At 65.5% G+C, this 12,603-nt stretch carries 13 protein-coding genes; 10 read left to right on the top strand and 3 right to left on the bottom strand.

What is annotated here, in order from left to right:
* Positions 1-40: 40 nt before the first annotated feature.
* The 7 genes from YQ44_RS16085 (at position 41) to YQ44_RS16115 (ending at position 7,391) form a co-directional block, all read left to right on the top strand.
* Positions 41-1,195 (top strand): acyl-CoA dehydrogenase family protein, encoded by a 1,155-nt coding sequence (locus YQ44_RS16085; protein WP_071324247.1) that lies wholly within the window; start codon positions 41-43, stop codon positions 1,193-1,195.
* An 11-nt stretch (positions 1,196-1,206) separates the two neighbouring features.
* The gene (locus tag YQ44_RS16090) at positions 1,207-2,745 is read left to right on the top strand and encodes a class I adenylate-forming enzyme family protein (protein ID WP_232250919.1); all 1,539 of its coding nucleotides are present in this window, start codon (positions 1,207-1,209) and stop codon (positions 2,743-2,745) included.
* Between the two features lie 105 nt (positions 2,746-2,850).
* Positions 2,851-4,017 carry an ABC transporter substrate-binding protein gene (locus YQ44_RS16095; RefSeq protein WP_071324249.1) on the top strand — a complete coding sequence of 389 codons (1,167 nt, stop codon included), beginning with the start codon at positions 2,851-2,853 and terminating at the stop codon, positions 4,015-4,017.
* 118 nt (positions 4,018-4,135) lie between these two features.
* Complete coding sequence (locus YQ44_RS16100; protein ID WP_071324250.1) at positions 4,136-5,008, top strand: branched-chain amino acid ABC transporter permease; 873 nt, start codon at positions 4,136-4,138, stop codon at positions 5,006-5,008.
* On the top strand, positions 5,005-5,979 hold the full coding sequence (locus tag YQ44_RS16105; protein WP_071324251.1) for a branched-chain amino acid ABC transporter permease: 975 nt from the start codon (positions 5,005-5,007) through the stop codon (positions 5,977-5,979). Before YQ44_RS16100 ends, YQ44_RS16105 begins: the two co-directional genes overlap by 4 nt.
* Positions 5,972-6,685, top strand: a complete 714-nt coding sequence (locus tag YQ44_RS16110) for an ABC transporter ATP-binding protein (RefSeq protein ID WP_071324252.1) — start codon at positions 5,972-5,974, stop codon at positions 6,683-6,685. Before YQ44_RS16105 ends, YQ44_RS16110 begins: the two co-directional genes overlap by 8 nt.
* Complete coding sequence (locus YQ44_RS16115; RefSeq protein ID WP_071324253.1) at positions 6,678-7,391, top strand: ABC transporter ATP-binding protein; 714 nt, start codon at positions 6,678-6,680, stop codon at positions 7,389-7,391. The genes YQ44_RS16110 and YQ44_RS16115 overlap by 8 nt, the downstream gene beginning before the upstream one ends.
* Here YQ44_RS16115 and YQ44_RS16120 read toward each other — a convergent pair.
* On the bottom strand, positions 7,388-8,770 hold the full coding sequence (locus tag YQ44_RS16120) for an alpha/beta fold hydrolase (RefSeq protein WP_198043716.1): 1,383 nt from the start codon (positions 8,768-8,770) through the stop codon (positions 7,388-7,390). The two genes, YQ44_RS16115 and YQ44_RS16120, sit on opposite strands and share 4 nt — an antisense overlap.
* Positions 8,771-8,921: 151 nt before the next feature.
* Positions 8,922-9,815: an HDOD domain-containing protein gene (locus YQ44_RS16125; protein WP_198043718.1), complete on the bottom strand. Its 894-nt coding sequence runs from the start codon at positions 9,813-9,815 to the stop codon at positions 8,922-8,924.
* Positions 9,816-10,045: 230 nt separating this feature from the next.
* Between YQ44_RS16125 and YQ44_RS16130 the strand changes: the two genes are divergently transcribed.
* Complete coding sequence (locus tag YQ44_RS16130) at positions 10,046-10,630, top strand: DinB family protein (protein WP_071324256.1); 585 nt, start codon at positions 10,046-10,048, stop codon at positions 10,628-10,630.
* A 1-nt stretch (position 10,631) separates the two neighbouring features.
* On the opposite strand, the gene YQ44_RS16135 is transcribed toward YQ44_RS16130, so the two are convergent.
* Entirely contained in the window at positions 10,632-11,024 is a 393-nt protein-coding gene (locus tag YQ44_RS16135; RefSeq protein WP_071324257.1) for a VOC family protein, read from the bottom strand.
* Between the two features lie 83 nt (positions 11,025-11,107).
* Between YQ44_RS16135 and YQ44_RS16140 the strand changes: the two genes are divergently transcribed.
* Together YQ44_RS16140 and lepB are read left to right on the top strand one after the other, a co-directional pair.
* Entirely contained in the window at positions 11,108-11,647 is a 540-nt protein-coding gene (locus YQ44_RS16140; RefSeq protein ID WP_071324258.1) for a GNAT family N-acetyltransferase, read from the top strand.
* 267 nt (positions 11,648-11,914) lie between these two features.
* Positions 11,915-12,586 carry a signal peptidase I gene (gene lepB / locus YQ44_RS16145; RefSeq protein WP_071324259.1) on the top strand — a complete coding sequence of 224 codons (672 nt, stop codon included), beginning with the start codon at positions 11,915-11,917 and terminating at the stop codon, positions 12,584-12,586.
* Positions 12,587-12,603: the final 17 nt, after the last annotated feature.

Raw genomic sequence — 12,603 nt, forward strand, 5'->3', positions numbered from 1 at the left:
CCTCTCAATGACAGCTCCGACAACCGCGCCGAGGACCCCGATGATACGCGACGAAGAAACCCTGAACATCCTGCTCGACAGCATCGCCCGCTTCGTGCGCGAAGTGCTGGTGCCCAACGAGGCGCTGGTGGCCGAAACGGATACGATACCGCCCGCCATCGTGGCGCAGATGCGCGAACTGGGCCTGTTCGGCCTGTCGATCCCGGAAGCCTATGGCGGCCTGGAACTGAGCATGGAAGAGGAAGTGCGCGTGGCCTTCGAGATCGCCCGCACCTCGCCGGCCTTCCGTTCGCTGATCGGCACGAACAACGGCATCGGTTCGCAAGGCATCGTGATCGACGGCACGGAGGCGCAGAAACAGCATTACCTGCCCAAGCTGGCGGCCGGCGAGATCATCGGCTCGTTCGCGCTGACGGAAGCGGGGTCCGGTTCCGATGCGGCTTCGCTGCGCACGACGGCCGTGCGCGATGGCGACCATTACATCCTCAACGGCAGCAAGCGCTATATCACCAACGCCCCCGAGGCGAGCATCTTTACCGTGATGGCGCGCACGGACCCCGTCAAGCGCGGCGCCTCGGCCATTTCCGCCTTCATCGTGGAAAAGGATACGCCGGGCCTCTCGCTGGGCAAGATCGACAGGAAAATGGGTCAGCAAGGCGCGCATACCTGCGACGTCATCTTTGAAAACTGCCGCGTGCCGGCCGCGAATCTCATCGGCGGCAAGGAAGGCGTGGGCTTCAAGACGGCCATGAAAGTGCTCGACAAGGGCCGTTTGCACATCGCCGCCGTCTGCGTGGGCGCGGCCGAACGCATGCTGGCCGACGCCCTGGCCTATGCGATGGAACGCCAGCAGTTCGGCCAGCCCATCGCCGAATTCCAGCTGATCCAGGCCATGCTGGCCGACAGCAAGGCCGAGATTTACGCGGCGCGCAGCATGGTGCTCGACGCCGCGCGCCGGCGCGACAACAGGGAAGACATTTCGACGGAAGCGTCGTGCTGCAAGCTGTTCGCCTCCGAAATGTGCGGCCGCGTGGCCGACCGCTCCGTGCAGATCCACGGCGGCGCGGGCTACATCAGCGAATACGCGGCCGAGCGCTTCTACCGCGACGTGCGCCTGTTCCGCATCTACGAAGGCACGACGCAGATCCAGCAGATCGTCATCGCCCGCAACATGATCAAGGCAGCGCAAAAGTAATGGAGACCGCGATGGACATTCCCGCACTGCTGGCCGGCTTGCCGGCGCGCCTGTCGGCCATCCCCGCATATTGGGCCGACCGCACGCCCGACGCGCCGGCGCTGCACGAAGGCGGCCGGCAATGGAGCTACGCCCAGCTGCGGCACGGCGTGGACAACGCCGCGCAGCTGCTGCGCGAGCTCGGCGTGCGCCCCGGCGACCGCCTGATGGTGGTGGGCGAGAACTGCGCGCTGCAGGTGGCGCTGATCTTCGCTTGCGCCAGCATCGACGCGTGGATCGTCAACGTCAATGCCCGGCTGTCGGCGCGCGAGATCGACAGCATCGCCGGCCACTGCACGGCGCGCAGGATGCTGTTCCTGGCCGGCGCCTCGCCGGAAGCGGCCGCGCATGCGGCGCGCCACGGCGCCAGCACTGTCACGGTCGACGCCATGGGCGAGCTGCTGGCGGGCGGACTGAATGAAGCCAGCATCGCCGAAGCCTGCGTGCCCGGCAACGGGCAAGTGGCGGCGCTGATCTATACCACGGGCACGACGGGCCAGGCCAAGGGCGTGATGCTGACGCACCGCAACCTGCTGTTCATCGCCGCCGTCTCCAGCACCCTGCGCGGCCTGACCAGCTCCGACCGCGCGTATGGCGTGCTGCCCATCTCGCACGTGTATGGCCTGGCCTCGGTGGCCCTGGGCACCCTGTATGCGGGCGCCGCGCTATACCTGGTGCCGCGCTTTTCCGTCGACGGCCTGCTCTCGTCCCTGAAGGACGACGCACTGACCATCGTGCAGGGCGTGCCGGCCATGTACGCGAAACTGCTGCAAACCCTGGGCGGCCCCGACACCCCGCTGCCCACGCGGCTGCGCTTTGCCTATGCGGGCGGCTCGCCGCTGGCGCCGTCGCTCAAGCGCGACGTGGAAAAACTGCTGGGTACCGCGCTGCACAATGGCTACGGCATGACGGAAAGCTCGCCCACCATCAGCCAGACGCGCCTGGAGTCGCCGCGCCCCGACGATTCCGTCGGCACGCCGATACCGGGCGTGGAAGTGCGCGTGGTCAGCTTCGAGGGCGTCGACGTGGCGCCGGGCGAGGCAGGCGAACTGTGGATGCGCGGACCGAACGTCATGGCCGGCTACTACCGCGAGCCGGCCATGACGGCGGCCGCCATGCGCGACGGCGGCTGGCTCAATACGGGCGACATGGCGCGCCAGGAAGCGGACGGCGCGCTGTTCATCGTCGGGCGCACCAAGGAACTGATCATCCGCTCCGGCTTCAATGTCTATCCGCTGGAAGTGGAAACGGCCCTGAATGCCCATCCGTCCGTGATCCAGTCGGCCGTGGTGGGACGCACCCTGGACGACGGCAACGAGGACGTCGTCGCCTATGTCGAGCTGGATTCGCGCCAGAGCACCACGGCGGCCGAGCTGCAGGCCTGGCTGGCGCAGACGCTGTCGCCGTACAAGTGCCCGTCCGCCATCATCGTCATGGAAGCCTTGCCGGCCGCCGCCACGGGCAAGATTTTGAAGGGCCAGTTGCGGCAGATGGCGCAAGATAGGCAGTGAATTCGAGTTGTTAGCAAGAGACCCGACAATAAAACCCAGGCGGGTAGTGTTGCCGGCGCCGATCCTGGCGCCGGCAAGCCAAGTCACATCACCGGAGGAGACACGATGAAACGCACATACACACGCATCGCCATGGCAGCGCTGGTTGCCAGCGCCTGGCTGTCGCAGGCCAGCGCCGACGAATTCCTGGTCGGCGCGGAAATTCCCCTCACGGGCAACCTGGCGCGCGTCGGCGCCGGCATGCAGGAAGGCATCATGGTCGCGGCCGAAGTATTCAACAAGACCAACGGCAAGCACAAGGTCAAGATCGTCACCGTCGACGACGAATCGGCGCCGGCCAAGGCCATCGCCGCCGTGGAAAAGCTGGCCAGCCAGGGCGTCGTGGCCATCACGGGCGGCTACGGCTCGAACAATATCTCGCCCGCCTCGGATACGGCCAACAAGCTGGGGCTCGTCTACATCACCTCGGGCGGCGTCGACGACAGCCTGGTGGCCAGCGGACGCAAGAATTTTTTCCGCATCAATAACACGGCCGGCTACGAAAAAGCCATGCTGGGCATGCTTGCCGACGTGGGCGCGAAATCCGTCTCCATCGTGTATTCGACCAAGGACGCCACCACGGGCCTGGCGAAGGACGTGGAAAAGGCGCTGGCCGCCAGGGGCGTGAAAGTGACGACGCACTCGTTCGACCCGGCCATCACGGACTTCAAGCCCATCATCAACAAGATCAAGCTGCAAGACAAATCGGAAGTGGTGGCCATGGTCGGCTATGAAAACGATTATGTGGGCATCATCCGCGCCGCGCGCGTGCTGAAACCGAAGATCAAGGCCATGGTGGGCGTCTGGTCGCTGGCCACGCCAAAGATGGCGGCCGACTTCCCCGACCTGATGCCGAACGTCTTCGGCACGGCCCTGCTGCCCTTCCCCACGGAATTCAAGACGGCCGACGGCAAGGCGTTCAGCGACGCCTACAAGCAGCTGTACAAGAAGGAGCCGGACTACCTGGGCCAGTTCGGCTACGTGCAGTCGATGCTGCTGTTCGAAGCGATCGCGCGCGCGGCCGACAAGGGCACCATCAAGAAAGGCGGCGTGGCCGAGGAAATGCGCAAGACGGACCGCGAAACCCTGATCGGCCGGGTGCAGTTCGCCGCCAACGGCGACAACCAGAACTTCGTGCACCGCATGGCGCAGCACCAGGACAAGAAAGTGGTGATCGTCTGGCCGAAGGAGCACGCCACGGGCAAGCTGGCCTACCCGGCCGTGCCCTGGTAAGCGGCAGCCTCCCGCTGCACACGCGCGTGCCCTTCCGGGCGCGCACCGATGAACGGCGGTCCTGCACTGCATGCACGCTGCGTACATGCTGCGCCAGGCCGCCTGACGGGATGACGACATGACTGAATTAATCTTGCAAGCCCTGTATTCGGGCTTGCTGCAGGGCGGCTCCTACGCCCTGATCGCACTGGGACTGGCGCTGGTCTTCGGCACCATGAAAGTGATCAACCTGGCGCACGGCGAACTGGTGCTGCTGGCCGCCTACATCGCCTACAGTGTGGAGTCGGGCCTGGGCCTGGGCCCCATGTTCGCCATTCCCATCGCGCTGGTGATCGTCAGCCTGACGTCCGTCGGCGTCTACCTGATCGTCAGCCGCATCAAGAAGGACCGCGAAATCAATTCGCTGATCCTGACCTACGGCATCGGCGTCATCCTCACCAATTTCATCCTGCTGGTATGGAAGGCCGACATCCGCTCCACCTCGTCGAGCTGGCTGCAGGAAGGCATCGAGATCGGCCCCTTCTTCAGCATGCGCAGCGAAGTGATTTTCTTCGGCGTCAGCCTGGTGCTGATGGCGGCCCTGTGGCGCTGGCTGGCCACCAGCTGGTATGGCCGCGCCGTGCGCGCCGTCTCCAGCAACCGCGACGCGGCCAAGCTGATGGGCATCGACCCGGGCCGCACGGAGCTGGTCTCTTTTCTGGTCGCAGGCATCCTGGCCGCCTTCGCGGGCGTGGCCCTGTTCAGCTATGGCGTGATCCAGCCGGCATACGGCGGCGCGCTGACGGTGAAAGCCTTCATCATCACGGTACTGGCCGGCATCGGCTCGATACCGGGCGTGCTGATCGCCGCCGTGCTGCTGGGCGTGGCCGAAGCGCTGACCGTCACCCTGGCCAGCTCCGCGCTGCAGGAATTGTCGGGCATGGTGCTGTTCCTGCTGGTGCTGTTCATCATGCCGAACGGCTTGTTCGGCGCACAACGGAGGCGCGGATGAAGCGTTCAACACTGATGGCCACGGCGGCCCTGCTGCTGGCCGCCTATGTCGCCGTGCCGCTGCTCCTGGGCGCCAACCAGTATGTGATGAGCATAGTGGTGGCGGCCCTGATCATCGGCGGCGTGGCCATGTCCTGGGCCCTGTTGGGCAACCTGGGTGGCATGGTCAGCTTCGGCCACGCGGCGTTCTTCGGCGTGGGCGCGTATGTATCCGCGCTGGCCACCGTGAAACTGGGCTTGCCCGTGTTTGCCGCCATGCTGCTGGGCGGCGCGGGCGCGGCCATCGCCGCCATCATCATGCTGCCAGTGCTGCGCCTGCGCGGGCCGTATTTTGCGCTGGCCATCCTCGCCTACGCCCACATCTTCCGCATCCTGGCCACGGAATGGAGTTCCGTCACGGGCGGCGCCGGCGGCATCAACAACATTCCCACCCTGCCCACCGTCTTCGGCTTCGACCTGGCCAGCAAGACGGGCGCCTACCTGGTGGTGCTGACCCTGGTGGTGTGCTGCGCCATCGCCTACAGCCGCATCCGCGCCAGCCACTACGGCATCGCCCTGCGCGCCATGCACGACAGCGAAGACGCCACGCGCGTCGTCGGCGTCAACAGCACCCTGTTGAAAGGCATGATGCTGCTGGTATCGGCCTTCATGGCGGGCCTGTTCGGCGCCTTCAACGCCCACTACATCAACTTCCTCGAGCCCGACTACGCCTTCAACAGCCTGTGGGTCACCCTGCCCATCGTGGCGGCCATCTTCGGCGGCTACCGCACCATCCTCGGCCCCGTGCTGGGCGCCGTCGTCGTGTACCTGGTGGACCAGCTCATTTTCAAGTCGCTGATCCCCACCGGGCACCAGCTGGTGCTCGGCGTGCTGCTGGTGGCGATGATCGTCTTCAGCCCGAACGGCCTGCTGCCGCTGCTGCAAAAATGGCTGAAAAACGCGTTCAAGGCGAAGGAGAAAACACATGCTTGAACTCGATAATGTGTCCGTGCGCTTCGGCGGCCTGACGGCCGTCGACAGCGTCACGCTGAAGGTGGGCAGCCACGACGTGATCGGCCTGGTCGGCGCCAACGGCGCCGGCAAGACCACCCTGTTCAACGCCATTTCCGGCCTCGTGCGCCCCACCAGCGGCCATATCCGCTTCGAGGGGCGCGACATCATGGCCACGCCCATGTACCAGCGCGCGCGCCTGGGCCTGGGCCGCACCTTCCAGATCCCGCAACCGATGCATGAACTGACGGTGCGCGAAAACCTCATCGTGGCGCAGCGCTTCGGCACGGGCAAGGTGGACATGCGCCAGATCGACGAAATCCTCGATTTTACTAGCCTGGCGGGCAAGGCCGGGCGCGACGCGGCCAGCGAACTGGCGCTGACGGAGCTCAAGGCGCTGGAAGTGGCCAAGGCGCTGGCGACGAATCCCAAGCTGCTGCTGCTCGACGAAGTGCTGGCCGGGCTGGAAACGAACGGCAAGCGCCGCTTCATGGGCATGCTGAAGGACTTGCACGCGCAGTTTGGCGTCGGCATCGTCATGATCGAGCACGATATCGAAACCATCAGCAATCTGTGCCAGCGCGTGGCCGTGCTCAATTTCGGCCAGCTGATCGCCGACGGCACGCCGGACGCCGTCTTCCGCGACCCCGCCGTCATCGAAAGCTACACGGGAGCAGTTCATGCTTGAAACGACGCTGAAGATAGAGAACCTGCGCGCCGGCTATGGCGCCATCAATGTGCTGTGGGATGTCTCCCTGGACATCCAGAAGGGCAAGCTGACCACCATCATCGGCCCGAACGGGGCCGGCAAGACCACCCTGCTGCGGGCCATCATGGGCCTGCTGCCGGTGGGCGCCGGCCGCATCGCGCTCGACGGCGTGGCCATCAACGGCACGCCGACGTGGAAGATGAGCGATGCCAGGGTCACCATGATCCCCGAGGGCCGCATGACGTTTCGCGACATGAGCGTGGAAGAAAACCTGATCATGGGCGCCTTCCCGAAGGAGCACCGCAGCCACATGCCGGCGCGCCTGGCCGAAGCCTACGCCATGTTTCCGCGCCTGCACGAGCGGCGCCGGCAGCTGGCAGGCTCGCTGTCGGGCGGCGAGGCGCAGATGCTGGCGATGGCGCGCGGGCTGATGTCGGACCCGTCGCTGCTGATCATCGACGAGCCGTCGCTGGGCCTGGCGCCGCTGGTGGTCAACGAACTGTTCGAGATCCTCGCGCGCCTGAACGACGGCCGTCGCACCATCATCCTCGTCGAGCAGAATACGGCGCGCGCCGTGGGCGTGGCCGACCACGTCTACCTGATGCAAAGCGGGAAAGTGGCGCTGTCGCAGGCGGCGTCCGAGGTCGATCTCGAGCACCTGCATGCGCTCTACTTTGCGCGCTAGTCGCCGGAAAACACCAGTCCCTGCATCCTGGCCACGCAGTCCAGGTTCAGGGGCGCGCGCGGGTCGCGCAGGAAGGCCAGCGTCAGCTGCCCGCCGCAGCGGTTGAACATGGCGCCATGCGCCTGTCCCGGAATCTGCACGAAGCGCGCATTGGGCATCGTGCGCAGCAGGCGCCGTCCCCACGCGGGCGGCGTCACGGGATCGAATTCGCCGGCCAGGATCAGCACCGGCACCTCGCTTTTCACGGCATGGTTTGCCTGCGCCGCGGCCGCTGCGACGCGCCAGGCGCCGCACATGTCGGGCGTCGCCGTGCGGCTATCCACGCCGCCCAGCCCCAGGGCCGGCGATACCTGCGCGGCCATGCGCCCGGGCTGTTCAAACGGCATTTCCTCGCCACACCAGATCGACAGGCGCAGCCCCCAGTTGAAGCTGGAAGGCGCGCTGCGCAGCAATGGCAGCAGGCCTTGCGGGCGGCCTTGCGCCGCTTCGCCGATCAGGCGAGGCAAGGTGGGGATCAGCGCCGGCTGCTGCAATCCCTCGGCCAGGGCATGGACGATGTCGCGCCGGCGCAGCACGCGCCCCGGCGCCGCGATGCCGTCGCGGTCGGCGCGCGCAAGCAGCGCCATCAGGCGTCCGCGCAGGTCCGGGTAGCGCGCGTCGCACGCGGGCTCCGTCGCGCAGCCGTCGAGGACCAGGTCGATGGCGCGCTGCAGCGGCGCCGCGGCCATTTCATCGTAGTTGATGTCGGCCGGCAGCACGGAGTCGAGCACCACGCTGCGCACGCCCTCTGGATGGCGCGCCAGCACCGCCTGTGCCAGGCGCGTGCCGTACGAAAAGCCGATCAAATTCCACTGTGCGATGCCGAGCAGGCGGCGCAGGTCGTCGAGGTCGTCCGCCGATTCCGCCGAGGTGTAGCCATCGAGGTCGATGCCGGAGGCCGCCAGGACGGCGCGGCAGCGCTCGACCGCCTGCGTCTGCGCGGCAGGCGCCGCATCCGCCGCCCGTAGCACGTTCAATTCGGGACAGGCCAATGAAGGCTGGGCGAACTTGTTGCCGCGTCCTTCGAGCAGTATCTGGTCGCGTTCCAGCAAAAACGGATTGCCCTTGCCGCTGGTGCGCCCGTCGATGCTGCTCAGGCCTGGCCCGCCGGGCAGATACACGACGGGATCGGCTGCGGGCGCGGCCGCACTGCTACGGAAAATCATGACGGGCAAGGCGATGGCGCGGCTATCGGCCTTGCCCCGGTGCTCGGGCACGCTCAGCATGCCGCACTCTATCTTCTCGCCCGGCAGCACCGGCACCACGCAGGCGGAGGGCGTAAAGGCCGGTTTGACGGGCAGTGTGTCCGGCGCGGCGGCGCAGAGCTGTGTCGCAGTCAAAAAACACGCGGCAGCCAGCATGGCATGGCGAGATTGGAGCAAGGAACCTCCTCGGTAGCATGAGCATACGGTCGGCATCAATAGCGGCTTGCGGACGCTTGAAGCCATTCAGTTAGTTGCTACATTACTACACAATCCCGGCCCGCGGCCATCAATCCTCGTCGTCGGCCAGTTTGTCGAACACCTGCAGGTCACTCTTGCCGAGTCCGGCCGTCACGAAAGGATCGTCGGCAGGAAAGCGGCCGGTATCGACCAGCATGCGCAGCTTGCTCAAGCGGTCGCCCCGCGCCAGCGCCTGCGCCTGCGGATCGGCATCGGCCTGCCCGATCGCGCGGGTCACGGACTCGGGAAACTCCCATAATTCGGCGATCCGCACCGACAAGATACGCGCTTGCGCAAATACCTGGGCAATGAAGGCATCCGATTGCGGGAAGGCATCGGGCGCATGCATCTGGTCGATCAGCCGGAACGCCACCACCAGGCCGACATTCGACATCAGTCCCGCGAGATAGGCATCGAAGGCGTTTGCCTGCAGTGCCGGCGCGACCAGGTTGGCCGCCAGCGCGCATTTCTCGGACTGGCGCCAGATCAGCGGCGCCGTGCGTATGGTCAGCCCGCCGCTTTGCATGCTGACGATGGGACGGAAGGCGACGCGGGCGAGCAGCATGCGCATGCCGTTTTGCCCCAGCAGCATGATGGCGCCCTCCATGTTGTTGATCGACGGGCTGGCGTTGTAGCGCGAGTGGTAGCAGGGCCGGTTCGCTTCGCGGTAGACCTCGGCAACGAGCACCACGTCCTGGGCCAGCTGGCGCGACAGCTGGGCCGCGCTCATGTTCTCCTCTTGCAAGGTACGCATCAACTGCGGAATGATGGCCGGAATACGCGGCACCAGCGCAGCGCCCGCGATCGGTTCACGGGCCAGGCGCGTCAATTCGTCCAGAATCTGCTGTTCCGCCTGCTTTGGTGCCTGCGCCGAACCCGCGGCAGCCAGCCAGCGGTAATAGATGGCGTCGATTTCGCTGATGCTGGCTGGCTGCCGTGCCATCTCGGGCGCCGCCGCTGCCGCGACTGGCGCAGGCTTGTTTTTTTCGTCGCCGCCGTTCAGTAATTTTCCTATCCAACCCATTTTGCTATCCACACCCTATATGCATCACTATCGCGACATCCGCCCGCGATTTTACTTGATGACAGACGTGCCGGTGCGGCAGGCGTTGTCACGTGCGGCAAGCTGCTACAGTAGCGCTCTCGCCACTCCCCTGCTTTGCAAGGCACATCATGAGCAACATACTGGCCCGCTACGTCACCAGCCAGGCGTATAACAACGCCTGGGCCAACCACCGCCTGCTGAAGGCTTGCCGACAATTATCGCTGGCCGAGTTCCAGGCCACGCGCGTCAGTTTCTTCCCCACCATCCAGCTCACCCTGAATCACATCCTCACATGCGACTGGTTTTATCTCGATGCGCTCGAGCGCGAACTGCGCGCCGAATCACCGCATCCGGACTGCCATGTCTTCTTTGAAAAGGACGAACCATTTACGGACTGCGCCGCGCTGCAGGCGGCACAGCGGGCGTCCGATGCGCGCCTGGTCGCCCATTGCCGCAGCCTGTGCGATGCGGACCTGGCGCGGCCCGTGACCATCCTGCGCGACACGCCGCAAGTCGACACGCGCCTGCGCCTGCTGGCACACCTGTTCCAGCACCAGATCCACCACCGGGGGCAAGTGCATGCCATGCTGGCCGGCACGCGCATCGCGCCGCCGCAGCTCGACGAATTCTTTTGTGCCGGCGAGGCGGACGAGCGGGCGCAGGATTTTCTGGAACTGGGCTGGACGGAAGACGAGGTCTGGGGAGCGCGCTGAATTATTCTTCGGCGTGGCAGCAGACGCACAGCTTGTTGCCATCGAGGTCGCGGAAGTAGGCGCCATAGTAATGGGCGTGGTAATGGGGCCGCAAGCCGGGCGGCCCTTCGCACACGGCGCCCAGCGCCAGCACGGCCTGGTGGCAGCGGTCCACCTGCGCGCGGCTGGCCGCCAGCAAGGCCGTCATCTGCCCATTGCCGGGCGCGGCCGGCAAGCCGTCATGCGGCGCGCCCAGCACGAACAGGGGGCGCGCCGCATCGCGCGCCATCCAGCCCGCCCACGGCTTGGCCGCATCATGGAATTTCTCGAGCAAGCCCAGCTCCCCCAGCAGCACTGCATAGAAGGCATAAGCGCGGGGAAAATCATTGGTGCCAAGGCAAATATGGGACAGCATGCTGCTCCTTCACAAAATCCTGCACGTATGCGGCGAATTGCGCCTGTTGATTATAATGGCGCATCGCCTTTCGACCCGATCCCATGCCAGTCCCCGACCGCCTGCAGCTGCTCCCGCCCACCAGTGCCGACCTTGCCGGCTTGCTGGATTTCGAACTGGAAAACCGCGCCTATTTTGAAAGCTGGGTCACGGCCCGCGCGCCGGGCTATTACAGCCAGGAAGCCATCGCCGCCGCCATCGAGCAGGCGCAGCACGAACGCCAGCAAGACCGCGCGCACCAGTACCTGGCCAAGCTGGACGGACAGATCGTCGGCCGGGTCAACCTGACGGGCGTCACGCGCCCCTATTTCAACAAGGCGCAGCTCGGCTACCGCATCGGCGAACGGTTCGGCGGACGCGGCTACGCCACGCGCATCGTGGCCCTGTTGCTGGAAGAAGCATTCGGCGAGCTGGAACTGTGGCGCCTGGAAGCGACGGCGCGGCCGCAAAACCTCGGCTCGATCGCCGTCATGCGGCGCAATGGCTTTCATCAGTACGGCAAGTCGGAACAGGCCATGTTCTTCCAGAATGCCTGGTCGGACTTGCTGTATTTCGAACGGCGCAAGGAGCACGCCGCCGGCTGACAGTTCCTGGTGGAAATGTGCACGTCCCCGTATCGGCCACGGCCTTGTCACAGCGCAAAGCACGGCGATACTGGACGGATAGCGTCAAGGTTCGTCAATCTGCCATCGCTTGCAAAGTCCGGCATGACACTGCGTGGCCGGCATTGCGCGTCCTGCCGTGCGCGTCATTTAAGACTGGCTTCAGCTACGCCGTGCATCGTACAGATGACGCCAGCAGCAATGGCGCCCTCCCCAACGATCACCGGCACAGGCCGAAAGCGAGACACGATGAAAACATGGATACGCGCCAACAAAGGTTTTTTGATGTTTATCCTGCTGTTCGGCGTGTTCCGCACGGCCGTGGCCGACTGGAATCCCATCCCCTCGGCATCCATGCGCCCCAACCTGCTCGAAGGCGACGTGGTCTTCGTCAACCGCCTGGCCTTCAACCTGAAAGTGCCGCTGACCGATATCGTGCTGCAGCGCCTGGGCGAACCGCAGCGGGGCGACATCGTCACCTTTTCCTCTCCGAAAGACGGCACGCGGCTGATCAAGCGCATCATCGCCCTGCCCGGCGACACCGTGGAAATGCGCGAGGAACAGCTGATCATCAACGGCCAGCCCGCCCAGTACACGGCGCTCGATACGGCGCCTGAAACCATCGCCCACGTGGGCCAGCTGACGGCCCAGCGCATCCGCGAGCGCAACCAGACCGAGCAGCACCGCATCCAGGTCTTGCCGCAGATCGCGGGCGCCGCGCGCAGCTTTGCCCCCGTGACGGTGCCGGCCGACCATTTCCTCATGCTGGGCGATAACCGCGACAATAGCGCCGATTCGCGCTATTTCGGCTTCGTGCCGCGGAAATTGCTGATCGGCAAGGCCGAGCGCATCCTCGTCTCGGCCGATATCGAGGATCACTGGCAACCGCGCCTGCAGCGTTTCGGCATGAAGCTGGAATAAACTGCGTGAAATAAACG

Origin of the sequence: Janthinobacterium sp. 1_2014MBL_MicDiv (assembly GCF_001865675.1) — a bacterium.
In the GTDB taxonomy this organism is placed as follows: domain Bacteria; phylum Pseudomonadota; class Gammaproteobacteria; order Burkholderiales; family Burkholderiaceae_D; genus Janthinobacterium.

Coding starts and splice junctions, on each gene's coding strand:
- lepB (WP_071324259.1), top strand. CDS start 11,915: ATGAAAACATGGATACGCGCCAACAAAGGTTTTTTGATGTTTATCCTG.
- YQ44_RS16125 (WP_198043718.1), bottom strand. CDS start 9,815: ATGGCACGGCAGCCAGCCAGCATCAGCGAAATCGACGCCATCTATTAC.
- YQ44_RS16130 (WP_071324256.1), top strand. CDS start 10,046: ATGAGCAACATACTGGCCCGCTACGTCACCAGCCAGGCGTATAACAAC.
- YQ44_RS16100 (WP_071324250.1), top strand. CDS start 4,136: ATGACTGAATTAATCTTGCAAGCCCTGTATTCGGGCTTGCTGCAGGGC.
- YQ44_RS16085 (WP_071324247.1), top strand. CDS start 41: ATGATACGCGACGAAGAAACCCTGAACATCCTGCTCGACAGCATCGCC.
- YQ44_RS16095 (WP_071324249.1), top strand. CDS start 2,851: ATGAAACGCACATACACACGCATCGCCATGGCAGCGCTGGTTGCCAGC.
- YQ44_RS16115 (WP_071324253.1), top strand. CDS start 6,678: ATGCTTGAAACGACGCTGAAGATAGAGAACCTGCGCGCCGGCTATGGC.
- YQ44_RS16135 (WP_071324257.1), bottom strand. CDS start 11,024: ATGCTGTCCCATATTTGCCTTGGCACCAATGATTTTCCCCGCGCTTAT.
- YQ44_RS16140 (WP_071324258.1), top strand. CDS start 11,108: ATGCCAGTCCCCGACCGCCTGCAGCTGCTCCCGCCCACCAGTGCCGAC.
- YQ44_RS16090 (WP_232250919.1), top strand. CDS start 1,207: ATGGACATTCCCGCACTGCTGGCCGGCTTGCCGGCGCGCCTGTCGGCC.
- YQ44_RS16105 (WP_071324251.1), top strand. CDS start 5,005: ATGAAGCGTTCAACACTGATGGCCACGGCGGCCCTGCTGCTGGCCGCC.
- YQ44_RS16110 (WP_071324252.1), top strand. CDS start 5,972: ATGCTTGAACTCGATAATGTGTCCGTGCGCTTCGGCGGCCTGACGGCC.